The organism is Sulfitobacter sp. M13 (genome assembly GCF_053474885.1).
Window position 1 is genome coordinate 2,091,265 of record NZ_CM130281.1, and the last position, 21,660, is coordinate 2,112,924.

Below are 21,660 nucleotides of genomic sequence, written 5' to 3' on the forward strand. Positions count from 1 at the left end.
AACAACTGGACCAAACCGCGCCAAGTACAAGTTTGGGTCAGTTCACGCTTTCGGCACGACGATTCAGCGGGACCGTGCCTAGGATCACATCCGTCAGGCTTTGGTGGCGCGAGGTAGAACAGATGAGGATGATCGAAATCACCTGCAACGGCATCATGGCAACGCTTACGCTATAGCCCGCCGTGTGCAAAAATGCCGACGCCAGATCAAGCGGTTCATCGCGTGCGGTGCGCAGTTCCATGCCGAACAGGCGCATCCCCCATGTGGCCGACCCGCTGGCCAGCGTAGCAACACGGTAGGTAAAGCCCACGATTAGCATCAACAACGGGAATAGAAACAACCCGATAAAGGCAGTGAACGGCACGATCAGCACACTGGCAATCAATACCAGCAAAGCATCAACAACCCATGCCATGAACCGTTTGGTCGGAATACCGCTATAGAATTCGGGCTGGTCGAATGGATCAGGGGTGGTGGGGGTCATCATGTCTCGTCCCTCAAGAATGGTTGTCCCCCCGCCAAGGCGGAGGGCACGGTTGTCTTCACGCAAGGCTCAGGCCTTTTGCGCATCGTCGTCATCGCGCGACCGTTCGGCCATGAACTGGTCGAACTCGGCCTTGTCCTTGGCGTCGCGCAGGCGGGTCAGGAAGGCTTCGAAGTTGGTTTGCTCTTCTTCCAGACGGGCAAGCGTATCGGCCTTATAGGCGTCAAATGCGGCGTTTCCAGTAGAACGCCCGGTGGCAACGCCACGGCGGGCACGTTTGCTGCAAGACATAGATTTAAACATGCGTTTGCTCCAGATCATATAGGCAAGAACGGCGAGGCCAAGCGGCCAGAATGCGATAAAGCCGACAACCATGGCGGCGATCCAGGCACCTTTGCCCTTGTCGTCAAGAAAATCCTCGGCACGGCCCAGCCAACTGCGTTGTGCGGCGTACGAGGGTGCATAGCTCTGTGTCATCAAGTTCCCTTTCGGTCAGAGTGTGGTGGCCCTGAACGCTGCGGGCCGGTGCGGTGGTGGGCAATGTAAATGCCTTTCACATTACAGTAGATCGGCATGCTGGGCCCGCTTTGCAAGGTTTAATGTAAATGTTTTTTACATTATTTGGTTTTGGCCGCGTTTGTTGGGGCTTAGCACTGTCTTTCCGCCCATTGACGAAGCCCCAGTAACCAGCGAATGCTGGGCATATGAGAACACTTGCCAGTCAGATCACCCGCTGTCCCCGCATTTTTACGACCGATCAGGCGCAGGATGCGCGCGCGCTGTTTCCTGATGTGCCGCCCGAGATCGCAGCCCTTGTTGCGGGGGCAGGGTCGACGTCGCCTTACCTTTTAGCGTTGATGCAAAAGGAAACCGACTGGTGTCGCACGGCGTTCGACGATCCCGCTGTGGCAGTCCAACAGGTGATCGACTGCGCAGGCGATGTGGCCCCCGACCAGCTTGCAAGCCACCTGCGTCAGGGCAAGCGACGCGTGGCGTTGATGACGGGGCTGGCCGATCTGGCAGGCGCTTGGTCGCTGGAGGACGTGACCGGTGCATTGACGGATTTCGCCGATGCCGCGACCCAGGCCGCGCTGACGGCAGGGCTGAAGGCGCAGATCAAACGCGGCAAACTGCCCGGCATGACCGAAGAGGATGCCGAAACCGGCGCGGGGATGGTCGTGCTTGCCATGGGCAAGATGGGCGCACGCGAGCTGAACTACTCCTCTGACATCGATCTGATCTGCCTGTTTGACGAGACCCGCTTTGATCCGGTTGATTTCCACGACGCACGCACCGCATTTGTGCGCGCCACCCGCGCCATGAGCGGAACGCTCAACGATCTCACGGGCGAGGGGTATGTTTTTCGCACCGACCTGCGTTTGCGGCCCGATTCCGGTGTCACACCGGTCTGCATGGCGATGGAAGCCGCCGAGAGATACTATGAAAGTCTTGGCCGGACGTGGGAACGCGCAGCCTATATCAAGGCGCGACCCGCGGCCGGGGATCTGGCGGCGGGGGATCAGTTTCTGTCGGTCCTGCGCCCCTTTGTCTGGCGCAAGCATCTGGACTTTGCCGCTATACAGGATGCGCATGACATGCGGCTTGCCATTCGCGAACACAAAGGGCTGGGGGGCAAGGTTTCACTGTCAGGCCACAATATGAAGCTGGGGCGCGGCGGCATCCGCGAGATCGAGTTCTTTACCCAGACCCGCCAGTTGATTGCGGGTGGGCGCGACCCTGACCTGCGGGTGCGCGGTACCTGCGAAGGCATGGCTGTATTGGCCGAAAAGGAATGGATTCCCGCAGACGCGGCCGAAACCCTTTGCGACCATTACCGTGCGCATCGCACCGTCGAGCACCGGGTACAAATGATCCGCGACGCGCAAACACACACGCTGCCACAGTCCGATGAAGGCTTTGACCGTCTGGCCGCGATGATGGACATGGATCTGCCCGCGCTGCGCAGCGATCTTGAACGGCGACTGGAAGAGGTTCACCAATTAACCGAAGGGTTTTTTGCGGGGTCGACCACAAGCCCTACACCGGCTGCCGCCCCTGACGAACATGTCTTTGACGCCGCCGTTGTTGATCGTTGGCTTAGTTATCCCGCTTTGCGTAGCGCCCGCGGGGCTGAGCTGTTTGCAGAGCTCAAGCCCGGCCTGCTGGCACGGCTGGCACGGGCCACCAAGCCGGACGAGGCGCTTTTGGCCTTTGACGGATTTTTGGGAGGGCTGCCCGCGGGCGTGCAGCTATTCTCTTTATTGAAGATCAACCCGCAACTGTCTGACTTACTTGTGGATATCGTCAGCGCATCGCCCGCCTTGGCGGCGTATCTGTCGCGCAATGCGTCAGTGTTCGATGCTGTGATCGGCGGCGATTTCTTTAGCGATTGGCCCGGTGAAGATGGGTTGCTCGAGAGCCTGAAAGAAGCGTTGGAGGCCGAGGAGGACTACGAGGCGCGGCTTGATACCTGCCGTCGATGGGCAAAGGAATGGCACTTTCGGATCGGTGTGCATCACCTGCGCGGGTTGCTTGATGCCGCGACGGTGGGCGCACAATATGCCGATCTCGCGCGGGCAGTTTTGCGCGGGCTATGGCCCGTGGTGATCGACGAATTTTCGCGGCGTCATGGGGCGCCGCCGGGACGCGGCGCTGTATTGGTGGGCATGGGGTCGCTTGGTGCGCGCCGCCTGACCGCGGCCTCTGATCTTGATATGATTGTCGTCTACGATTCCGCCGATGTCGAAAGCTCTGACGGAAAGCGGCCGCTTGCCTCGCGGCTGTATTACGCACGCCTGACCCAAGCGATGATCACTGCGATGACCGCCCCCATGGCCCAAGGCAAGCTTTACGAAGTGGACATGCGTTTGCGCCCCTCCGGCACGCAGGGTCCGGTGGCGACCAGTCTCGCCAGCTTTGAAAGCTACCAGATGGGGCAAGCTTGGGTCTGGGAGCATCTTGCGCTGACGCGAGCCGAATGTGTGGCCGGCCCCGATGACCTGATGCAGGAGGTGTCGGGGCTGTGTAACAAGGTGCTCGCACGCCCGCGCGACCGCGCCGATACCTTGCACGAGGTCGCCGCCATGCGCGCGCGTCTTGCCGCTGCAAAGGCTGCGGGCGGCATTTGGGACGCCAAAAACGGGCCGGGGCGCTTGCAGGATATCGAGCTATTGGCGCAAGCGGGTGCGTTGCTGGCAGGGACAACGGCGCGCGATATCGCCAGCGGCATTGCGCATGCGGAACAGCAAAATATCGTCAGTGCCGATCAGGCAGAGGTGTTGCGCAAGGTGTATCGCACGTGCTGGGCTTTGCAGGCCGCGACGCGGTTGCTGTCACCGTCGGTTCTGCGCGAGGATTCTCTGGGGCAGGCGGGCTTGCGGTTCTTGTGTCGCACGCATGAGGTCGAGACACCGAAAGAACTGCACGACCATTTGACCCGGAGCTATGCGCAGGCCGCGGCGATCATTGGCGAAGCATTGGCCGATTACGTTGATAAGGCCGACAGGGGACAGCCATGACCAAAGGTGATCTGAACGACCCTAAGGGGTTGATCTATGAATCCTACCGCATACCGGGGATCACGCCGCCGGAGTGCCGGTCGATCTTCCTGGATTGGGCGCTGAGCCTGCCGATAGAGTCAGACACCAAAACCGCCTTACGTGCGTTGCTGGATCAGGTCACGCCAGAAAATCTGGATCACCCGATGACCGACGTAATGCAGGAGGGGTTGATCGGTATGGCCACCCCGCGACGGCGTGGGGGATGGAAAACACGTCCCCGAAGCTAGAAAACATTACAATAAGACGCAAACGTGCCGAAATACCCAAATGTTGCCCGAGGTTCTGAACATTCTCGCCCCATTCCCGCCTTAATTGGACGGCATTACAATATCAACGCTGCACAGTCCTATTCACCGGCAGCTTTTGGAGGGGAATATGAAACATCAAAACCTGTTGATCGCTTTGGTCTGCGCCGCTGCCGTGTCCGGTTGTGCACCGGCGGATATTGCCAGCCGGAATGCGATGTATGATACATCCTCGTCCCGTATGTCTTTGCTGGATAACCTTAATTCTTACCAGCCCGATACGCTGTTGGATGCCGTTCATATCCAGCAAACCAACGTCTTTTTACCCAATCATCTTCGTGTAGCCCAAGAGACAAGCCTGCTGCAATCGGCGGACATCATCTGGCATGACGCAGCAAATACCGATCACCGCGATCAGGTCCGTGCTATCTTCGAGGCCGCAATCCAACAGGGTGCCGTCACCGCATATGGACCAGTTCCAGCGACACTTGAGGTGGAGGTCCTGCGCTTTCATAATCCCGCCTCAGGGTCTGCGACGGACGTGCCATCGGCCGAATTCATTCTGACCGTGGTGGATGCGCGCAATGGCAAGGCGCTGGCCGAGCCCCGTCAGGTCACGGTCGAACTGAACAGTTTTGCCCCGCCCATTGCCGAAGCGCAGCCAGACAACACCGTGCTGATCCACGATCTTGCCCGCGCGATTGAACAACAGCTGTCTACACCGGGCAGCTACAAACGTACGAAACTTGCCGCTTATTAAGCGTATCGGCGAACTCTGCGCTTCCCCAACCGTGTGGAACCGACTAATGGGGGCGGTATGACAACGCCCCTTTCCCCTCCCGCTTCGACCGACCCTTCCGATTTGCCTGTGGTGCGCCTGCTGCCCAAGGCCAATGCCCGCGCCATCCGGCACGGGTTTCCCTGGGTTTATGCCAATGAAATGGTCACCGACCGACGCACCAAAGCGTTGACCCCCGGCAGCCTCGCGCTGCTGGAAGATAGCGCCCGTCAGGTGATGGGGGTGGTCGCGGTGAACCCGACCTCCAAGATCTTCTGCCGGATGCTGGACCAGAATTCCGAAGCGGTGGTGAACCAAAGCTGGTTCGAGGCTCATATTAAACGCGCCGTACAGTTGCGTGACCAAATGTATGACGCGCCGTTTTACCGTTTGATCCACGCCGAAGCCGACGGGCTCCCCGGTGTCGTGATCGATCGCTTTGGCGATACGGCTGTTATTCAGGCGAATGCCGCTTGGGCCGACGTCCATATCGACGCGCTGACCGCGGCGCTGGTCGCACAATCCGGCGTGCGCCACGTGTTGAAAAACGCATCGGGCCGGACGCGCAGCCTTGAAGGGTTGGACGACGTTAGCGGTGTGCTGCACGGCGACGCGCCCGGCGCGGCAGTGCCCGTGCCGATGAACGGCGCGACCTATATGGCAGACCTTACAGGCGGCCAGAAAACCGGACTGTTTTACGATCAACGCCCCAACCACGCCTTTGCGGCCAACCTGTCCAAGGGCAAACGCGTGCTGGATGTGTTTGCACATGTCGGCGGGTTCTCTCTGGCAGCGCTGGCAAATGGCGCATCCTCTGCGGTTGCGGTCGATGGGTCTGCTCCGGCGCTGGAACTTGCCCAGCAGGGTGCCGATGCCATGGGCGTATCGGACCGTTTCGCGACGCGGCAGGGGGATGCGTTTGATATTCTGACCGCCCTGCGTGCCGAGGGCGAAGAATTTGATGTCGTGATCTGTGACCCGCCCGCATTTGCCCCCGGCAAGCCCGCGCTCGAGGCAGGGTTGCGTGCTTATGAACGTGTTGCCCGTTTGGCAGCGCAGCTGGTCGCAGAGAATGGTGTGCTAGGCTTGTGTTCGTGTTCGCACGCGGTCGATCTGACGCAGTTCCGCACTTCATCCGTGCGCGGCATTGGTCGCGCAGGACGTCGAGCGGCGCTGCTGCACACCGGTTTCGCCGGTCCGGACCACCCGCAGTTGCCACAACTGGCCGAAACGGGATACCTAAAGTCACTGTTCTTCCGTCTGTCGTGACGCTGCGCATCCTGATCGACGCCTGCGTCCTCTATCCCACCGTCATGCGTGAGATGGTGATGGGTGCTGCGCGGGTCGGGGTGTTTGAACCGCTGTGGTCGGCGCGCCTGTTGGAGGAATGGGCGTGCGCCGCGATCAAGCTTGGCCCCGAGGGCGAAGCACAGGCCCGCGCAGAGATCGCCTTGCTGCGCGCCGCATGGCCAAAGGCCGAGGTCCCCCCAAGCCCCGGTGTGGCAGAACGGTTGTATCTGCCGGACGAAAACGACGTGCATGTGCTGGCCGCGGCGATCACCGGCCATGCCGACATTATCATGACGCTGAACGCCAAGGATTTTCCCCGTGGCACTCTGGCCGAAGAAGGCTTGGCACGGGTGGATCCCGATAGCTATCTGCACGGTGTCTGGCTGGCCCAGCCAGAGATGATCGTGCAGGTTGCTGATTCCGTTCTGGAAGAAGCGCGCCGCCTATCAGGACAACCGTGGGAAATGCGCCCGCTGTTGAAGAAAGCGCGTTTGCCGCGGCTTGCCAAAGCGCTTAGTTAGCGGTCCCACGCGGATTTCAGCGCAGTCAACGCACTGATCCGGTCTGCCGTTTTGGGATGACTAAGCAACCATGCGGGCGACATCCCGTGGTTACTTTGCGTTAACGCTTCGAGCTTTTCGAACAAAGAGATCTGCGGCGCGATGCCGATGCCTGCTTTGGTCAAAAGAGCGGCGGCATAAGCATCCGCCTCGTATTCATCGCCACGCGACAGCCGTGCTGCCAGCAAACTCGCAAGCATATTGGCGATCCAGATTCCGACACCGGGGATAATGCGCCCCAAGATCATGCCAAGCGCAGCACGCATGGCGTTCTGGCCCGAAAAGTCGATCATCCGCCGCCGTGAATGGCCCAAGGCGACGTGTCCCAGCTCGTGTGCAACCACGCTGGCGAGCTCTTCGGCGGTGACAGCACCGGATTTAAATTTCTCGTAAAAGCCACGGGTGATGAAGATCCGCCCATCCGGCGCGGCAAGACCGTTGACGGGGGCCACCTCGTAGATGTGGACCTTGATCCGCGGCAGATCGAGTGCTTTCGCAAGCTTAAAGGTCATCTCACGCAGCGCAGGGTCCAGCAGCTCGGTCGATTTCTCGTCAAGCTCTCTGGCGGTGCGCCACGCAGAAAAGCGGTACATGGCAAGCCCGAAGAGCACGGCGAGGACGATGGGGAGGATGCGGATCATATGTCCAATATGGACGGGGGGGCGCGGGGTGCAAGGGTGGAATGAGTATTTGAGAAAAGGGTGAAGGGGTAAGTGCAAGGGCCGCGGCGTGCGCGGCCCTTGGGTCAAGGTCAGGACAGTTTCGCATCCATTGTGATCTCTGCGGTCATCAGCTTGGAAATCGGGCAATTTTCTTTGGCGGTTTTAGTCGCCTCTTCAAACTGCTCTTGCGTGGCATCTGGGATCACGCATTCTACATCGAGGTGGATTTTCGGCACGTGAAAGCCGCCATCTTTTTGTTCGAGAAATACGGTGGCCTTGGTTTCAATGCTGTCCGCGACCAGGTCGTAGTCTTCGAGGATCATTGACAGGGCCATGGAAAAGCAGGACGCATGGGCTGCGCCAATCAGCTCTTCGGGGTTGGTGCCGTCTTTGCCCTCAAAACGGGTGTTGAAACCGTAAGGCTGGTCACTGAGCACGCCGGTCTGGGTGGAGACGTGGCCTTTGCCCTCCTTGAGGTTACCGGTCCATTTTGCGGAGCCTGATTTCTTGATCATAGGAATTCCTTTCACCAATTGGGTTCTTGGTGAAACGCGAGGCACGGTTGAAATGTTCCTACCCGTATTGGCGCAGCAGTCGATTACCGCGTCAGCGTCTTCATTCCGCGGCTGAGCCCTTCGAGGGTCATAGGTACCATGGCATCCTGTCCAAAGATTTCCTGCACCATTTTGATGGATTGCGTGTAGGGCCAGTATTTCTCGGGGATCGGGTTGATCCAAAGGTTGCTGTTCCACTGCTCGCGCGCGCGAGACAGCCAGACTGATCCGGCTTCGGCATTCCAATGTTCGTTGGCCCCGCCGGGATAGGCGATCTCGTAGGGGGACATGGATGCGTCGCCAACAAAAATACATTTGTAATCAGAACCGTAGGTGCGCAGAACTTCCATTGTGTCCAGCTGTTCGGTCCAGCGGCGACGGTTGTCGCGCCAGACGCCTTCGTAGAGACAGTTGTGAAAATAGAAGTGTTCGAGGTGTTTGAATTCGGATTTGGCGGCGCTGAACAGTTCTTCGACAGTTTTGATATGCGGGTCCATCGAGCCGCCGATGTCCAAAAACAGCAAGACCTTGACTGCATTGCGCCGCTCGGGGCGGGTTTTCACGTCCAGGTAGCCGTGTTCTGCCGTGGCGCGGATCGTACCGCCCAGATCGAATTCGTCATTCGCCCCGTCGCGGGCCCACCGGCGCAGGCGCTTTAGCGCGACCTTGATGTTGCGTGTGCCCAGTTCAACGGAATCGTCGAGGTTCTTGAATTCGCGTTTATCCCAGACCTTGACCGCGCGTTGATGGCGCGATTCATTCTGGCCGATGCGTACGCCTTCGGGGTTGTAGCCATATGCGCCGAAAGGCGAGGTGCCCGCCGTTCCAACCCATTTGTTGCCGCCCTGATGCCGTTCTTTTTGTTCCTCAAGCCGCTTGCGCAGCGTCTCCATGAGTTTATCAAAACCGCCGGCGGCTTCGATCTCGGCTTTTTCTTCCGCGGTCAGATGCTTTTCAGCCATCTTTTCCAGCCATTCATGCGGTATATCCACCGCCTCCATCACCTCGTCGAGGCTGATGTTTTCAAGACCAGAGAACGCGGCCGAAAAGGCGCGGTCGAACTTGTCGATGTTGCGTTCGTCTTTGACCATGCTGGTGCGCGCAAGATAATAGAACGCGTCTACGTCATAGGTCGCAAGCCCGGCCGACATACCATCGAGAAAGGCCAGAAACTCGCGCATGGACACAGGCACCTTATGCTGGCGCAGTTGCTCAAAGAACGGCAGAAACATATATTACGCTCCGGTTAGGACTCGGTCCAGAACGACTGTAAGGATCATGCCGACGATGATAAAGGCCATCGCAAAGCCCACCGCGTATTGAGCAATATCCTTGCGGTTTCCGTTGCGTTTACGGGCGGTCAGCCCCCCGATAACAGCGCCGATCACGGCGAGAAGTATGACGATCATTTTAACCCGTTTCGCTATTTATTTGAGCGGGTTAAGCGACGCGATCTCGCGCATTTTGGCCCGCACAGCCCAGTCAGAGCCAAATCCGTACCGTGCCCAGCCCAGACTGTCCAGCCTGACGGCCTGCGCCTCGGCCGCGCGATTTTCCAGTTCGAGCGCTTCGGCACGCAGCAACAGCAGGGTGCTGAGCAAGGCGGCATTTTCGCGCAAGCGGGCGGTGTTGATATGGGGGGCGATCAGACGCAGCGCTTCGGCACCCTGACCCTTGGAGACAGAGTAAGCCCCAAGTTGCGTCGCGACATAGGCGCGGTGCAGGTCCGTTCCGGGGGTGCGGGCGTAGAACAGGTCGGACATCTTATACTGTTCATGCGCGGCTTCGGCGTCACCAGATTGCAAGGCGCGGCCCATTGCGTAATGGGCGAAGGCGCGGCGGTGATCTTGCCAGCCAAGGCTTTGCGCGATCTTAATGGCGCTATAGGCAGCGTCCTGACGTTGACCACTAGACCGGCCGGGGCCAAGAGCGCCTTGAACGGCGGCGTTCCATTCGCGTGGGGTGCGGGTCACAAACCGTGCTTGGGTCGAGGTGCCGCCGGGATTGATCCGTGCAAAAATGCCGGGCAGGGCGTTGGCCACTTGACCCCGTGTCATGCCGGACCGCAGCGCAGGATCGTAGTAGGCGCGTAGAATTGTCATATCAAAGCCGGTTAACACGGTATGCACGTTGTCGTCATTAAAGACGGAGTCCGGCAGGCGGTAGAGATCATTCAGCGGCCCGAGGGCTTGGGCCAGCTCTTCGTGCAGGCAGTCGCGGACCTCTTGGGGGCTGGCGTCATTGGGGATGAAGATAGAGACGCGGCTGCGGGTCTTCAGCAGTGACCAGTTGGTCTGCGCTGTGCGGCGGACTTTCTTATATTCATCAAGGCTGCTGACATTGGGAGCCACGAAACAGGCGGCTTGCGGCAGCACCTTGCTGATGGTGCGACGGCTGACGGCTTCGACCGTGATATTGGCTGCCGGGTTGGTTGTCGGGCTGATGTCGATGCGGGCCTCTTGCCGCAAACGGTTCATCAGCGCGGTCAAGTCAGGGCCGAGGGTCGGCGGCGGCGCACCGATGACGCGCACGCTGACGGGGCCTTCGAAACGGGTGAAAACAGGCAGCTCCTTGCCGCTTTCCATACGGAACGACAGCTCGATGAAATCAAGTGACAAATCGTTGTTGGATCGAGGCGCGGGCAGGGCCTGGTGCAGGGTGAACCGTTTCATCGCGGGCAGGGAGGACGTCGAGGCGGGCTCCATCGCGGCGCGGGTGACCACACCGGGGTGCGAGGCCGGAACACAGGCACTGACCGCCAGCACGAGGGGCAACAGGAGGATCTTTTTCATGGACGCGCCCCCGCTGCGACAGACGTAAAGACCGTTCGGGCGACTTTAACGATATCCAACGCGGGGCGCACGAACAGTGCGAAAATCATATGCATCATAAACCTGACTGCCCTTTTGAGCTGATTACAGGTGTTTTTTCGCCCGCTATCCCGACCATTCTAGGGAGCAAGCATGTCAATTTAGAGAAAAATGTTAACAAATAAGGCAGGCTTGTGACCATCGTTGCCGGAACGTCACAAGTAAAGTTATCGCATCGGCCGCCATGAAATAACGGGGCGGTGGAAAAATAGGGATCGTTTTAGGGGCGTCAGGGCGCGGCGTACCGCGCCCCTTTCCGGTCACTTTTGCGCGCGGGCCATAAAGGCAAGGCGTTCAAACAGATGCACATCCTGCTCGTTTTTCAGCAACGCGCCGTGCAGCTTGGGCAAGGCGGATTTGCCGTCTTTCTTCAGGTCGGATGCGTCCAGATCTTCGGCCAATAGAAGTTTCAACCAATCAAGCACTTCGGACGTCGACGGCTTTTTCTTCAGGCCCTGTTGATCGCGGATGTCGTAGAATTGGGTCAATGCGGTAGTCAGCAAGGCATCTTTGATGCCGGGGTGGTGGACTTCGACGATCTTGCGCAGTGTGTCCATCTCGGGGAACTGGATATAGTGGAAGAAGCAGCGGCGCAGGAAGGCGTCGGGCAGCTCTTTTTCGTTGTTTGAGGTGATGATCACGATGGGGCGGTTCACCGCCTTGATCGTTTCGCCGGTCTCATAGACGAAAAACTCCATCTTATCGAGCTCTTGCAAAAGGTCGTTGGGGAATTCGATGTCCGCCTTGTCGATCTCGTCGATCAAAAGCACCGTCTTGCCCTCCGCTTCGAAGGCCTGCCACATCTTTCCCTTGCGGATGTAGTTTTTCACGTCGTGCACGCGCTCTTCGCCAAGCTGGCTGTCGCGCAGACGGCTGACGGCGTCATATTCGTACAGGCCTTGTTGTGCCCGAGTCGTGGACTTGATGTTCCATTCAATCATCGGCAGGCCAAGCGCATTGGAAACCTGACGCGCAAGTTCCGTTTTGCCTGTACCCGGTTCGCCCTTTACAAGCAGAGGTCGTTCCAGTGTCACGGCCGCATTCACCGCAATCGTGAGGTCATCTGTGGCAACGTAATCTTGAGTACCTTGGAATTTCATCTTGTTTTCAACCTTCTTCAACGCGCTATTCTTGGTCCTTAAACCAACAAACATAAGCATTGTGTAGTGACAATCCGCTAACGCTGCGTTAGATGCACGCCACGGGAGTGATGTCGGGAGACGCGCCTTCATGACAGGGATTAAAGACCGCGATGGGGAATGATATGAAGCAGGAAGTTTTTTTGGCGGATGGCTATACACCCGCCGAAAACGAACCGTTCATGAATGATCGGCAAGTTGAATACTTCAGACGCAAACTACTGAATTGGAAATCCGAACTGCTGGCGGGAAGCCGCGATACCATCGAAGGCTTGCAGGACGGCACACGGAATATCCCAGATGTGAACGATCGCGCCTCCGAAGAGACGGACCGCGCGCTTGAACTGCGCACACGGGACCGCGCACGCAAGCTGGTCAGCAAGATCGACGGGGCGCTGCGCCGCATTGACGAAGGTGAATTCGGGTATTGCTCTGTCACGGGTGAACCTATCTCGCTGAAACGCCTGGATGCGCGTCCAATCGCAACAATGAGCCTTGAGGCGCAAGAGCGGCACGAGCGCCGCGAGAAAGTCCACCGCGACGATTGATCGCCTGCAGGCGGATCGCGTATGATGACATTCGCACTAGAACAATAATGAAAGCGTCGCGGTGAGAGCCCGGCGCTTTTGTGTATGAAGCTGGCAAGACAGGCTTGGTAACATGGGTATCAGCAACGCGATTGTAATTGGTGGTGGGATCGGCGGGCTGGCCGCAGCGGCGGCATTGTCACGTCGGGGCATGGCCGTCACTCTACTTGAACAGGCCCCCGCGATTACCGAGGTTGGCGCGGGCTTGCAGATCAGTCCAAACGGCATCGCGGTACTGCGCGCCATGGGGCTCGAATCCAAGCTGACCGAACGCGCCGCCGTGCGGGGGCAGGCGGTCGTGTTGCAGGACTATAAGACAGGCACGCGTGTCGCACGGCTGGACCTGATGCGCGGGCAGGGTGCGTACCCATATATGTTTGTGCATCGTGCCGATCTGGTGGATATCCTTCTGGGGGCTGCCAAACGAGGCAATGTGTCGATTGAGCTGGGCGTCGAGGTGGCAGAGGTGACGCCCGGTGCCACGCCGCAGCTGTGCCTCACAGACGGATCGCGCCGACGGGCCGAGTTGATCGTGGATGCCAGCGGCATTCATAGCCGCGCGCGCGCCGTTTTGAATGGCTTAGATCAGGCAGAGTTCACCGGACAGGTGGCATGGCGGGCTGTCGTGCCCAATACCTTTGACCATCCGAACGAGGCACATGTGACCATGGGACCGGGGCGGCATCTGGTGAGCTACCCCTTACGTGGTGGAGGACTGGTCAATCTGGTCGCGGTGGAAGAGCGGGACAGCTGGGCTGCCGAAGGATGGAACTGCTTTGACGATCCGGCCAACCTAAAGCAGGCGTTCGCAGGCTTTGGCGGGCGTGCTAAGGCAATGATCAACGCGGTTGAGACCTGCACGCTTTGGGGGCTACATCTACATCCCGTGGCACAGACGTGGCATCAGGGCGGGGTCGCGTTGCTTGGCGATGCTGCGCATCCGACGCTGCCGTTCCTCGCCCAAGGGGCGAACATGGCGCTAGAGGACGCGTGGGTGTTGGCTGACACCGTGTTGAACCACCCAGCAGACCATGCGCTAAGCCGCTACCAGACCCTACGCGAACCACGCGTGCGCCGGGTGATCAAGGCGGCGGCAGGTAACGCCACGCGCTATCACCTGCGCCCCGGTGCGGTACGGACAGCGGCCCATCTAGGATTGAAGGTGGCCAGTACCCTTGCCCCCGGGGCGATGGTCGGCGCGTTCAACTGGCTATACCGCCATGATGTGACCGCGCCGAGATAGCCCCGTTTTGCCAGTTACTTGGCGCGTTGGAGCATCCCGAAAAGGTCACGCGGATCTTCGGGGTCGGCCAGCAGGTCAAGGGGATCAAATAGATCGGTCGCCTTGATCTGGTCGCGCACATACCGCAGCGCCGAGAAATCCTCGATCGCGAAGCCGACGCTGTCGAACAGGGTGATCTGCTTGTCATCTGTGCGCCCCTGCGCCTGACCGGTCAGCACCTGCCAGATTTCCGTAACAGGATGGTCCGGTTCAAGCTGCTGGATCTCGCCCTCGATACGGGTCTGTTCGGAGTATTCCACAAAGATCCCTGCGCGGTGCAGGATCGCGGGGGCCAATTCTGTCTTGCCGGGGCAATCGCCGCCGATGGCGTTGATGTGGATGCCGCTCCCGATCATGTTATCGGTGAGGATGGTGGCGTATTGTTTATCTGCGGTGCAGGTGGTGACGATTTGCGCGCCCAGCATGGCCTCTTCGGCGGTGTCGCAGGGGACGACCTTAAGCCCCAGCCCTTGCAGGTTCGCCGCACATTTGGCGGTAGCGTCTTTGTCGATGTCATACAAACGCACCTCGTCGATGCCAACGATGGCCTTCATCGCGAGGGTCTGGAATTCGGACTGCGCCCCGTTGCCAATCATCGCCATGACATGCGCGCCCTTGGGGGCCAGCAGCCGCGCCACCACCGCCGACGTCGCCGCAGTGCGCAGTGCGGTTAGCATTGTCATCTCGGACAGCAGCACCGGATATCCATTGGCGACATTTGCCAGCAGGCCAAAGGCGGTCACGGTCTGCAAGCCCTCGGCGGTGTTCGAGGGGTGACCGTTGACGTATTTGAACCCGTACACCTCACCATCCGAGGTCGGCATCAGTTCGATCACACCTTGTTCCGAGTGGCTGGCAACGCGGGGCGTTTTGTCAAAAAGCTCCCATCGTTTGAAGTCAGCCTCGATATAGTCGCCGAGGCCAATCAGCATGGGCTCTAACCCGATGTGATGGATCAGCTTCATCATGTTGTCGACGGATACAAAGGGCACCAGCGCTTTGTCGGAGGGGGTCAGCTTGGTCATGCCAGGGAGCCTTTCAGTCAAATCAATATGCACGGGTGGGGCGGTCGAAAACCCGGCGGCCAAAGGCAGAGGCGGCCAGATCAACCATCAGTTGCGCAGTGCGGCCACGCTCGTCCAGAAACGGGTTTAACTCTACCAGATCAAGCGAGGTCATGAGGCCGCTGTCGTGCAGCATCTCCATGACCAGATGACCTTCGCGTACCGTCGCACCGCCGGGGACGGTTGTGCCAACAGCAGGCGCAACGGACGGGTCAAGGAAATCCACATCAAGCGAGACATGCAGCATCCCGTTCGCGGCGGCGACCTTTTCAAGGAAGGTGTTCAGTGGCGTGGCGATGCCGGTTTCATCAATCTCGCGCATGTCGACGCGCTGGATGGTGGTTTCTTGCAACGCAGCACGTTCGGCGGCGTCGACGGAACGCAGCCCGATGATCGCTATATTGTCATGCGGTAGGGCATAGGGCAGATCAGGGAAAGCGTCGAAGCCTTCGCGGCCCGTGACATAGCCCAATGGCGTGCCATGCAGATTGCCGCTGTCGGTGCTTTCGGGCGTGTGGAAATCGCTATGGGCATCCAGCCAAAGCACAAACAGCGGACGGTCCTGCGCCTGCGCATGGCGCATCGCGCCCAGAACGGTGCCGGACGCCAGCGCATGATCGCCGCCCATGATGATGGGTGTGCCGTCTTGCAGGGCCGCTTGGGTGGCGTCAGCCAGACTATGAGTCCAGGCGATGGTCTCTTCAAGCGCGTGCAGCTTGGGGTGCTGACCGGGGGTGAACGCTGCGGGGGCCACGTTGCCGCGATCGGTGACATCATGGCCCAGATCGGTCAGGGCGCGTGCCAGTCCAGCTGTACGATATGCGTCGGGGCCCATCAAACAGCCCAGACGACGTTTGCCGCTGTCCAGCGGCGCGCCAAGAAGAATGCAGTTTTGTCCAGTCATACAAGCGGTCCTTTATTCCGAGTTTCGTGCAGATTATCTGGTTGGTATGATCAGCAACAATCGACTAAAGTGACCAAATCGGAGAATAACTATCCAATTCGGGCAGGGGTTATGGACAATACGGACGAAGCAATTTTGGCAGCCCTGCGCGATGACGCGCGGGCCTCGCTTTCTGATCTTGCCACTGCCTTGCGGCTGTCGCGCACCACGGTGCGCGCGCGACTGGCGCGGTTGCAACAAAACGGAGAGATTTTGGGATTTACTGTCGTTACACGATCGGATGTCAGGGCGGATCCCGTGCGCGGCTTGATGATGATCGAAATCGAAGGCCGCGGGACGGAACGTATCACGCGTACGCTTGCCGGCATGGCGCCGCTGCGCGCGGTGCATTCAACCAATGGGCGGTGGGATGTGATTGTTGAAATCGGGACCAAAACGCTCGAGGAATTTGACGAGGTTCTGGCCCGTATTCGCAAGCTTGATGGGGTGGTCGCCAGCGAAACCAGCTTGTTGCTAAAGACCCGCAAGGCGGGGCAGGTCGCCGTTTAGCGCGGCGACCTGCCGGATATATTAGCGAGAACTGCGCGCCGCAGAGACCCAGAACGCCAGCAGTACGGCGCATGCGACGGCGTTCCATCCTGCCATGGAAAGCCCAAATAACTGCCAGACGATAGCGTCGCACATGACCAGACCGGAAGGCGCTGTTGTGGACAGCAGGTCGCTCCCGCTCATGGTGCCCAAATCCATGCCGCCACCTGTGCAGGACGACGGACCGGGCCAATATTTCCATTCGACCCCCGCATGATAGACGCCGATGAGGCCAGTAATGGCCACCGAGAGGGCCCCAAGCCAGATCAATGCACGCGGCGCGCCGAACAGCACAATCACCCCGATAACAATCGCCGCGGCATGGGGCCAACGCTGCCAGAGACACATTTTGCACGGGGCGTAGCCGCCGATATGCTGAAAGCCGAACGCCCCCAGCAGCAACGCCGCAGAGCCAAGCGTGGCGACCAGGACATAGGTGTTTCGGGTCATCACAGATACCTCAGTAAAAAGAAGCTGCCGAACAGCAGCACGACAAATACGGTAAACACCAAAGGCAGGCGGCGTTCAATAAAGTCACGGATCGGTGCGCCAAATTTCCACAGCAGCGCGGCGACGATAAAGAAGCGTAGCGCACGCGCGAGGATAGAGGTGACGATAAAGGTCGCCAGCGGCATCCCTGTCCAGCCAGACATGATTGTGATTACCTTGTACGGGAAGGGGGTGACCCCTGCGCCAAGCACGGCCCAAAAACCGACATCATTAAACCGCGTCGAGAATTCAGCCATCGCGTCGCCTTTGCCAAGGCTGGCGAGGATCGGCTGTCCCAACTGTTCAAACGCGAGCGCCCCGATGGCATAGCCCAACATCCCGCCCAAAACCGACGCCACAAGCGCAACCCCTGCGATCAACCATGCACGGCTGGGGCGAGCGAGGATCATCGGGATCATCAACACATCCGGTGGAATAGGAAAAACCGAGCTTTCGAGGAACGCGACAACCGCAAGCGCCCAAAGTGCGTGTGGATGGTTCGCCAGGCCAAGAACCCAGTCATAAAGCCGTCGGATCATACTGTTTTCTCCGGTAAAGGTTGTCCGTCAACTGGCAACACCAGAACAATCGAACGGGGTCAAGCAAAAGCGGTAAAATTGCTCTTGCCGCGGGGCGCGTTGCACGGTAACAGACCCCCATTGTGCCCAAGTGGCGGAATGGTAGACGCAGGGGATTCAAAATCCCCCGCCGCGAGGCGTGCCGGTTCGAGTCCGGCCTTGGGTACCATGGGCTTAGCCGATTTATCGGCAACATGACTGTAGTGAGTCCCACATGGGAGTCCTACAGTCATGTTTTGTTTCCGGTCTGTTTTCTTTTTCATGTTCTGCGCTCCTGCCCAGCTTTCGAAAGTTTTCGGCGGCTTGCCTTAGATCTATAATAAGCGACCATTTGAGCGCTTTGCCCCGTAATGGCTTGAATTTGAGCATCAGTCGCGTCCGCTTCGGCCAATTGGATGATCGCAAGCTTACGCAGGCCGTGAAGTGAATAGGGCAGGGCGTTGTCGCCTAGTCCTTTTCGCCAGCGCCGGAATGATTTTTCGACTGCATCATATCCGACCGGCTGATTTAGGTTCTTTGCAATAATGTGCGTTCCGCGTCTTGGTAGGGCCTCTATGTAGGCTCGCAGCTTTTGCGGGCAGAAAACTTCAAATTCTTGGTTTCCCTTCTCATCACGCACACTCATCCATTCCCCATTGAAGTGATCACGGCGCATCGATATTGCGGCACTGGGCCGCTGTCCCGTCCCGAGGATAAGCTCCGCCGCAGTCCGAACATTGAGGGGCGCACTTGCCAGCGCGTCGACCATCCAATCCGGCCAAGGTTCATATTGCCGCTTTGGCTGATTAGTCCCCAAGCCCTCCGCAGGGTTCGATCCTAGCGGCCAATCGAGTTCTTTCTTTGCGAAGTTCCAAAGGAGACTGATAGTTTGAGCAAACCGTGTGGCCTTACGTGGTGTTTCAACGTACTTTGCCATTGATGCACGAACAGCAGCGCGGGTCGTTTGTCGAATATCTTTATGCCCGTTCTTCTCCATGATTGTATCCATGGGCAGGCGGTAGCTTTTCTTAGTGCTGTCTGCCAACTTCTCCTGGATCAGGATATCTTTTCGCCAAGCAATAATCGCTTCGCCCCATGTATACCGGGCTGGCGCTACTTGAGCATCATGCATCCCAGATTCACATGCCCAGTAAAGGCGATCTAGTTGCTTCGCATCGCCAGCCCAATCCAACTTAATCTGCCGGGAAAGGCGCTTTCCGCCCTCCGTCCACGTTGTCAGGTGGTTTGGTTCCCACTCATTACGCGCGGCGCGCCAGACCCATTTCAGGCGTGGCTTAACAATTCTTGGTTTCTGCCGGCGGTAGCTCAAAACTCAAAGTCCTGTGAGGGCCGTGCCGCATGGCCACGGGCGATTGTATGTAGCTGTTCAACGTCCCATCGCGGATAGCGCCCCAAGTTCAGCGCCTTGGGCAGAACACCGTCTTGTACCAGCCCGCGAAACTCATCAGGCTTCAACCCAAGTAGGTGCGCGGCATTTTTTTCGTCAACAAAGAGAGGCGCGAGTTTGGACATGATTATGCTTTCGCATCCGAAATACGGACGGCGGCGGGGCTCAACTCATCCTGCTTTAATTCAGCCCAACGCGACATTCTAAACACTTTTAATCCAGGTGCCGATTGTGCTGTCGATTTGCGCAAAGGCATTTGCGACACACTTTTGCGCATCAACTCTCAGGGAAGTTACATGATCGCGCTCCGAAAACCCTTCATCTTGCGGTTCGGTTACTAAGAATGGGCCGTCGGCATGACCGGGTGAATGAAGGAAAAATACTGTTTTTTGCAGCGCAGCAAGTAGAGCATCTGCAGGGGTATTACGATATTCCAGCAGCAGCTCTGCTTTGCGGCTTAGAACGATATAAGCCATCATGTTGGCGTCCTCCACGTTAACCCCCCACCGCACCAGTTCACGGGTGACTGCCAGCACGGCAACGTCACCCATGGTAAACTCAGTCCAGCCACGTGTTTTGTGATCGCTCAAAAGGTTGAGCTCGTACCTCTGTAGCCAGTTCCGGAACGCCTTTGGTGTTAGGTCAATTGCATTCGCAACGTTCGAAAATCTGATTTTTTTATCAAGCCCATTCATAAAAGCGCCCTCCTGAGTAGTTTTTAATATGTGCTCAGGTGGGCGCTTTTGTCAACATCGTTTTTGCATCTTGTCGTTGGAGGTCATTCAACAGGTCATCGCTAATATTTGTGATGACCTCGAACAGTGTCGCGACCGCCTCACTAACATGTGGGTCGGTTAAATTGGTATTCAGTGCAGCTTGGCCGACAAGGGCGAGCTGGGCTATTTTTTCAACTTGACCTGACGGCAGGATTACTGCGTCAGCACGCGTATGGTTTTTCATTGTCATTGCGTCCTATGTTAGATTATCAATATTAAATGTTGATATAGGAAGGGCACTTATGGCGTCAACAGAAAATGTTGAAATCACACCAGCACAATGTCGAGCGGCGCGTGCTATGATCGGGATGACGCAGCCAGCTTTGGCGGGAATAGCGGGCATAGGTCTCTCGACAATTGTCGACTTTGAAAAAGAGCGTCGAATAGTTTCGACACTAGCCCGAGCCCGAATTCGCAAAGCTCTTGAGGATACAGGCGTTAGGTTTATAGATGAGAATGGTGGCGGTGCAGGTGTCCGCCTCAAAACAAAGGAATAATGAAAATGACTAGTCCGAACTTCAAAGTAGGCGATACAGTGATGCTCAAGTCGGGTGGACCGATTATGACAGTGGACTCTATTGGCCAGTACAATGGGCTGACAAAAGCGCGCTGCATTTGGTTTAACGATTCAGAAACTAAAAGTGACGTTTTCCCGTTGGAAACGCTATCTGTAGAAGAATAAATGCGCGCCACGCCTGGAAAGGATCGGGGCCGCGCGCTGTCGGGGTTGTTCCGGTACTCACCGACTAATCCGAAACGCTTTCGGGGAAAATCATAACCCCGGGAGCGTTTAACCCTATCTCTCCCAGTCAACCATGCGCATTGCGCCCGATACGTCAGCCGGTGCAATATCAGCGGCCTTAGCCTCAGCCAGCGTTTTGATGATCGCCGAGAGGGCACGGGCACGTCCACCAGCGTCGAAGGCTTGCAAAGGCCGGATCGTGTCAATCGTTACCTCTACGCCGAGCTTGGCTGTCGCCTCATCCGCCAGCATTGCCGCGATCGGCTGCAAGGTCCAAATCGCCAGCTGGCGTTGCGCCTCACGGATCACTGGGCCGGTGGCCGCCCGATTGAAGAGTGATGGCAAAACACCATAGGCCATGCCAACGCCCTCACGTGCTGCCGCCAGCGTCTCGCTTGTCATAGATTTTGACAGATCAGGCGAAAGCTGATCAGGTTTCTGCCCAATCGTCGGGTTCATGCCGGCCGCCGTCGCTTGGGCAACGCCTTCAATTACAAGCGTTGATCCGCGACGGCCTTTGAACGCGCCACGCATGTTCGCCATTTCGTCAGTACCGGTGTCGGGCAGTGGTACGATCAGACTGCCCAACGGGGCGTTTTCGAACGTCTCAGAAAGCGCCGATTCCACCGCATGAAGCATTGCCCCGGTCAGACTCGATCGCCGTAGCGGTGCCGTGCCGATCCAGGGCGTCAGGTTGTCCGAGCCGATCCGCAGGTGCAACACCTCGGCGGCAAGCGCGGTGACAGTGCGACCGCCACCAGCCTCGGGGATGGACAGGCGGTAGGCGCGGGGCTTGCCGTCGCGGGTGGTCACGTCCCAATCTGTCGCCGGCACAAGCCCCAATTCTGTGATTAGAAAGACCGCCTCGCCGTTCAACGCAACGCCACGAGCAATCATAGCCATCGTCTGCCGTGTCAGTAGGTCAGTGCCGCTCACGTCCGCCATAGCAAAGCCTCCCTCCCACAACGAGATTGATGACTGTACTACGGATGTCAGCTCGGCCACGCCGCGACGCCCGCTGATGTAGCTATCGCGCGCCGCCATAACCTGGGCAGTATATCCGCTGCCACTCGACCGCACCTCGATCGGGCGCAGTTTGTTCATGATCCATCCAAGCATTT

26 protein-coding genes and 1 tRNA gene are annotated in these 21,660 nt (G+C 58.3%); 10 read left to right on the top strand and 17 right to left on the bottom strand.

Features of this window, described 5'->3' with window-relative positions:
- Positions 1-37: 37 nt before the first annotated feature.
- Both ACVBAU_RS09985 and ACVBAU_RS09990 read right to left on the bottom strand, forming a co-directional pair.
- Complete coding sequence (locus ACVBAU_RS09985) at positions 38-484, bottom strand: RDD family protein (RefSeq protein WP_093733899.1); 447 nt, start codon at positions 482-484, stop codon at positions 38-40.
- Positions 485-553: 69 nt separating this feature from the next.
- Positions 554-961 carry a DUF2852 domain-containing protein gene (locus ACVBAU_RS09990; protein WP_448326093.1) on the bottom strand — a complete coding sequence of 136 codons (408 nt, stop codon included), beginning with the start codon at positions 959-961 and terminating at the stop codon, positions 554-556.
- A gap of 227 nt (positions 962-1,188) precedes the next feature.
- On the opposite strand from ACVBAU_RS09990, the gene ACVBAU_RS09995 reads away from it, so the two are divergent.
- From ACVBAU_RS09995 to ACVBAU_RS10015, 5 genes are all read left to right on the top strand, one after another.
- Entirely contained in the window at positions 1,189-4,002 is a 2,814-nt protein-coding gene (locus ACVBAU_RS09995; RefSeq protein ID WP_448326095.1) for a bifunctional [glutamine synthetase] adenylyltransferase/[glutamine synthetase]-adenylyl-L-tyrosine phosphorylase, read from the top strand.
- Positions 3,999-4,271, top strand: coding sequence for a hypothetical protein (locus ACVBAU_RS10000; RefSeq protein WP_335743981.1), 273 nt, complete (start codon positions 3,999-4,001; stop codon positions 4,269-4,271). Before ACVBAU_RS09995 ends, ACVBAU_RS10000 begins: the two co-directional genes overlap by 4 nt.
- 148 nt (positions 4,272-4,419) lie before the next feature.
- The gene (locus tag ACVBAU_RS10005) at positions 4,420-5,049 is read left to right on the top strand and encodes a DUF6778 family protein (RefSeq protein WP_335743982.1); all 630 of its coding nucleotides are present in this window, start codon (positions 4,420-4,422) and stop codon (positions 5,047-5,049) included.
- A gap of 57 nt (positions 5,050-5,106) precedes the next feature.
- Positions 5,107-6,336, top strand: a complete 1,230-nt coding sequence (locus tag ACVBAU_RS10010) for an RSP_2647 family RNA methyltransferase (RefSeq protein ID WP_335743983.1) — start codon at positions 5,107-5,109, stop codon at positions 6,334-6,336.
- Positions 6,333-6,878: an RSP_2648 family PIN domain-containing protein gene (locus ACVBAU_RS10015; RefSeq protein ID WP_448326098.1), complete on the top strand. Its 546-nt coding sequence runs from the start codon at positions 6,333-6,335 to the stop codon at positions 6,876-6,878. Before ACVBAU_RS10010 ends, ACVBAU_RS10015 begins: the two co-directional genes overlap by 4 nt.
- Here ACVBAU_RS10015 and ACVBAU_RS10020 read toward each other — a convergent pair.
- From ACVBAU_RS10020 to ACVBAU_RS10045, 6 genes are all read right to left on the bottom strand, one after another.
- Complete coding sequence (locus ACVBAU_RS10020) at positions 6,875-7,558, bottom strand: M48 family metalloprotease (protein ID WP_448326100.1); 684 nt, start codon at positions 7,556-7,558, stop codon at positions 6,875-6,877. The genes ACVBAU_RS10015 and ACVBAU_RS10020 overlap by 4 nt on opposite strands.
- Before the next feature lie 110 nt (positions 7,559-7,668).
- Positions 7,669-8,094 carry an OsmC family protein gene (locus tag ACVBAU_RS10025; protein ID WP_448326102.1) on the bottom strand — a complete coding sequence of 142 codons (426 nt, stop codon included), beginning with the start codon at positions 8,092-8,094 and terminating at the stop codon, positions 7,669-7,671.
- A gap of 83 nt (positions 8,095-8,177) precedes the next feature.
- Positions 8,178-9,365: a vWA domain-containing protein gene (locus ACVBAU_RS10030; RefSeq protein ID WP_138923393.1), complete on the bottom strand. Its 1,188-nt coding sequence runs from the start codon at positions 9,363-9,365 to the stop codon at positions 8,178-8,180.
- A 3-nt stretch (positions 9,366-9,368) separates the two neighbouring features.
- Entirely contained in the window at positions 9,369-9,542 is a 174-nt protein-coding gene (locus tag ACVBAU_RS10035; RefSeq protein WP_093732157.1) for an apolipoprotein acyltransferase, read from the bottom strand.
- 18 nt (positions 9,543-9,560) lie between these two features.
- On the bottom strand, positions 9,561-10,925 hold the full coding sequence (locus ACVBAU_RS10040; RefSeq protein ID WP_138923392.1) for a DUF2927 domain-containing protein: 1,365 nt from the start codon (positions 10,923-10,925) through the stop codon (positions 9,561-9,563).
- A gap of 338 nt (positions 10,926-11,263) precedes the next feature.
- Positions 11,264-12,103 carry an AAA family ATPase gene (locus ACVBAU_RS10045; RefSeq protein WP_138923391.1) on the bottom strand — a complete coding sequence of 280 codons (840 nt, stop codon included), beginning with the start codon at positions 12,101-12,103 and terminating at the stop codon, positions 11,264-11,266.
- 152 nt (positions 12,104-12,255) lie between these two features.
- Here ACVBAU_RS10045 and dksA point away from each other — a divergent pair, with 152 nt between their 5' ends.
- Together dksA and ACVBAU_RS10055 are read left to right on the top strand one after the other, a co-directional pair.
- On the top strand, positions 12,256-12,690 hold the full coding sequence (dksA, locus tag ACVBAU_RS10050) for an RNA polymerase-binding protein DksA (protein WP_138923390.1): 435 nt from the start codon (positions 12,256-12,258) through the stop codon (positions 12,688-12,690).
- Between the two features lie 112 nt (positions 12,691-12,802).
- Positions 12,803-13,972, top strand: coding sequence for an FAD-dependent monooxygenase (locus ACVBAU_RS10055; RefSeq protein WP_448326106.1), 1,170 nt, complete (start codon positions 12,803-12,805; stop codon positions 13,970-13,972).
- 14 nt (positions 13,973-13,986) lie between these two features.
- Here ACVBAU_RS10055 and ACVBAU_RS10060 read toward each other — a convergent pair whose 3' ends face one another.
- Both ACVBAU_RS10060 and rocF read right to left on the bottom strand, forming a co-directional pair.
- The gene (locus ACVBAU_RS10060) at positions 13,987-15,036 is read right to left on the bottom strand and encodes an ornithine cyclodeaminase (protein WP_448326107.1); all 1,050 of its coding nucleotides are present in this window, start codon (positions 15,034-15,036) and stop codon (positions 13,987-13,989) included.
- A gap of 22 nt (positions 15,037-15,058) precedes the next feature.
- Complete coding sequence (gene rocF / locus ACVBAU_RS10065) at positions 15,059-15,979, bottom strand: arginase (RefSeq protein ID WP_138923387.1); 921 nt, start codon at positions 15,977-15,979, stop codon at positions 15,059-15,061.
- Between the two features lie 111 nt (positions 15,980-16,090).
- On the opposite strand from rocF, the gene ACVBAU_RS10070 reads away from it, so the two are divergent.
- Complete coding sequence (locus ACVBAU_RS10070; protein WP_138923386.1) at positions 16,091-16,528, top strand: Lrp/AsnC family transcriptional regulator; 438 nt, start codon at positions 16,091-16,093, stop codon at positions 16,526-16,528.
- A gap of 21 nt (positions 16,529-16,549) precedes the next feature.
- Here the strand turns inward: ACVBAU_RS10070 and ACVBAU_RS10075 are convergent, their stop codons facing one another.
- Entirely contained in the window at positions 16,550-17,017 is a 468-nt protein-coding gene (locus ACVBAU_RS10075; protein ID WP_448326110.1) for a disulfide bond formation protein B, read from the bottom strand.
- Positions 17,017-17,595: a YqaA family protein gene (locus ACVBAU_RS10080; RefSeq protein ID WP_335743988.1), complete on the bottom strand. Its 579-nt coding sequence runs from the start codon at positions 17,593-17,595 to the stop codon at positions 17,017-17,019. Before ACVBAU_RS10080 ends, ACVBAU_RS10075 begins: the two co-directional genes overlap by 1 nt.
- Before the next feature lie 124 nt (positions 17,596-17,719).
- Here ACVBAU_RS10080 and ACVBAU_RS10085 point away from each other — a divergent pair.
- A tRNA-Leu gene (locus tag ACVBAU_RS10085) sits at positions 17,720-17,803 on the top strand.
- A gap of 90 nt (positions 17,804-17,893) precedes the next feature.
- On the opposite strand, the gene ACVBAU_RS10090 is transcribed toward ACVBAU_RS10085, so the two are convergent.
- The 4 genes from ACVBAU_RS10090 to ACVBAU_RS10105 all read right to left on the bottom strand — a co-directional run bounded on the left by ACVBAU_RS10090 (position 17,894) and on the right by ACVBAU_RS10105 (position 19,987).
- Positions 17,894-18,943, bottom strand: a complete 1,050-nt coding sequence (locus tag ACVBAU_RS10090; RefSeq protein ID WP_448326112.1) for a tyrosine-type recombinase/integrase — start codon at positions 18,941-18,943, stop codon at positions 17,894-17,896.
- Positions 18,940-19,146 carry a helix-turn-helix transcriptional regulator gene (locus ACVBAU_RS10095; protein WP_448326114.1) on the bottom strand — a complete coding sequence of 69 codons (207 nt, stop codon included), beginning with the start codon at positions 19,144-19,146 and terminating at the stop codon, positions 18,940-18,942. The genes ACVBAU_RS10090 and ACVBAU_RS10095 overlap by 4 nt, the downstream gene beginning before the upstream one ends.
- Before the next feature lie 78 nt (positions 19,147-19,224).
- On the bottom strand, positions 19,225-19,716 hold the full coding sequence (locus ACVBAU_RS10100) for a hypothetical protein (RefSeq protein WP_448326116.1): 492 nt from the start codon (positions 19,714-19,716) through the stop codon (positions 19,225-19,227).
- Between the two features lie 34 nt (positions 19,717-19,750).
- Positions 19,751-19,987 carry a hypothetical protein gene (locus tag ACVBAU_RS10105; RefSeq protein WP_448326117.1) on the bottom strand — a complete coding sequence of 79 codons (237 nt, stop codon included), beginning with the start codon at positions 19,985-19,987 and terminating at the stop codon, positions 19,751-19,753.
- Between the two features lie 312 nt (positions 19,988-20,299).
- Here ACVBAU_RS10105 and ACVBAU_RS10110 point away from each other — a divergent pair, with 312 nt between their 5' ends.
- Positions 20,300-20,479: a YodC family protein gene (locus ACVBAU_RS10110; RefSeq protein WP_448326119.1), complete on the top strand. Its 180-nt coding sequence runs from the start codon at positions 20,300-20,302 to the stop codon at positions 20,477-20,479.
- 114 nt (positions 20,480-20,593) lie between these two features.
- On the opposite strand, the gene ACVBAU_RS10115 is transcribed toward ACVBAU_RS10110, so the two are convergent.
- Complete coding sequence (locus ACVBAU_RS10115; RefSeq protein ID WP_448326121.1) at positions 20,594-21,658, bottom strand: phage portal protein; 1,065 nt, start codon at positions 21,656-21,658, stop codon at positions 20,594-20,596.
- Positions 21,659-21,660: the final 2 nt, after the last annotated feature.

Excerpts from the sequence above, each read along its gene's own strand:
- ACVBAU_RS09985 (WP_093733899.1), bottom strand. The coding sequence starts at position 484 with ATGACCCCCACCACCCCTGATCCATTCGACCAGCCCGAATTCTATAGC.
- ACVBAU_RS09990 (WP_448326093.1), bottom strand. The coding sequence starts at position 961 with ATGACACAGAGCTATGCACCCTCGTACGCCGCACAACGCAGTTGGCTG.
- ACVBAU_RS09995 (WP_448326095.1), top strand. The coding sequence starts at position 1,189 with ATGAGAACACTTGCCAGTCAGATCACCCGCTGTCCCCGCATTTTTACG.
- ACVBAU_RS10000 (WP_335743981.1), top strand. The coding sequence starts at position 3,999 with ATGACCAAAGGTGATCTGAACGACCCTAAGGGGTTGATCTATGAATCC.
- ACVBAU_RS10005 (WP_335743982.1), top strand. The coding sequence starts at position 4,420 with ATGAAACATCAAAACCTGTTGATCGCTTTGGTCTGCGCCGCTGCCGTG.
- ACVBAU_RS10010 (WP_335743983.1), top strand. The coding sequence starts at position 5,107 with ATGACAACGCCCCTTTCCCCTCCCGCTTCGACCGACCCTTCCGATTTG.
- ACVBAU_RS10020 (WP_448326100.1), bottom strand. The coding sequence starts at position 7,558 with ATGATCCGCATCCTCCCCATCGTCCTCGCCGTGCTCTTCGGGCTTGCC.
- ACVBAU_RS10025 (WP_448326102.1), bottom strand. The coding sequence starts at position 8,094 with ATGATCAAGAAATCAGGCTCCGCAAAATGGACCGGTAACCTCAAGGAG.
- ACVBAU_RS10030 (WP_138923393.1), bottom strand. The coding sequence starts at position 9,365 with ATGTTTCTGCCGTTCTTTGAGCAACTGCGCCAGCATAAGGTGCCTGTG.
- ACVBAU_RS10035 (WP_093732157.1), bottom strand. The coding sequence starts at position 9,542 with ATGATCGTCATACTTCTCGCCGTGATCGGCGCTGTTATCGGGGGGCTG.
- ACVBAU_RS10040 (WP_138923392.1), bottom strand. The coding sequence starts at position 10,925 with ATGAAAAAGATCCTCCTGTTGCCCCTCGTGCTGGCGGTCAGTGCCTGT.
- ACVBAU_RS10045 (WP_138923391.1), bottom strand. The coding sequence starts at position 12,103 with ATGAAATTCCAAGGTACTCAAGATTACGTTGCCACAGATGACCTCACG.
- dksA (WP_138923390.1), top strand. The coding sequence starts at position 12,256 with ATGGGGAATGATATGAAGCAGGAAGTTTTTTTGGCGGATGGCTATACA.
- ACVBAU_RS10055 (WP_448326106.1), top strand. The coding sequence starts at position 12,803 with ATGGGTATCAGCAACGCGATTGTAATTGGTGGTGGGATCGGCGGGCTG.
- ACVBAU_RS10060 (WP_448326107.1), bottom strand. The coding sequence starts at position 15,036 with ATGACCAAGCTGACCCCCTCCGACAAAGCGCTGGTGCCCTTTGTATCC.
- rocF (WP_138923387.1), bottom strand. The coding sequence starts at position 15,979 with ATGACTGGACAAAACTGCATTCTTCTTGGCGCGCCGCTGGACAGCGGC.
- ACVBAU_RS10070 (WP_138923386.1), top strand. The coding sequence starts at position 16,091 with ATGGACAATACGGACGAAGCAATTTTGGCAGCCCTGCGCGATGACGCG.
- ACVBAU_RS10075 (WP_448326110.1), bottom strand. The coding sequence starts at position 17,017 with ATGACCCGAAACACCTATGTCCTGGTCGCCACGCTTGGCTCTGCGGCG.
- ACVBAU_RS10080 (WP_335743988.1), bottom strand. The coding sequence starts at position 17,595 with ATGATCCGACGGCTTTATGACTGGGTTCTTGGCCTGGCGAACCATCCA.
- ACVBAU_RS10095 (WP_448326114.1), bottom strand. The coding sequence starts at position 19,146 with ATGTCCAAACTCGCGCCTCTCTTTGTTGACGAAAAAAATGCCGCGCAC.
- ACVBAU_RS10100 (WP_448326116.1), bottom strand. The coding sequence starts at position 19,716 with ATGAATGGGCTTGATAAAAAAATCAGATTTTCGAACGTTGCGAATGCA.
- ACVBAU_RS10105 (WP_448326117.1), bottom strand. The coding sequence starts at position 19,987 with ATGACAATGAAAAACCATACGCGTGCTGACGCAGTAATCCTGCCGTCA.
- ACVBAU_RS10110 (WP_448326119.1), top strand. The coding sequence starts at position 20,300 with ATGACTAGTCCGAACTTCAAAGTAGGCGATACAGTGATGCTCAAGTCG.
- ACVBAU_RS10115 (WP_448326121.1), bottom strand. The coding sequence starts at position 21,658 with ATGCTTGGATGGATCATGAACAAACTGCGCCCGATCGAGGTGCGGTCG.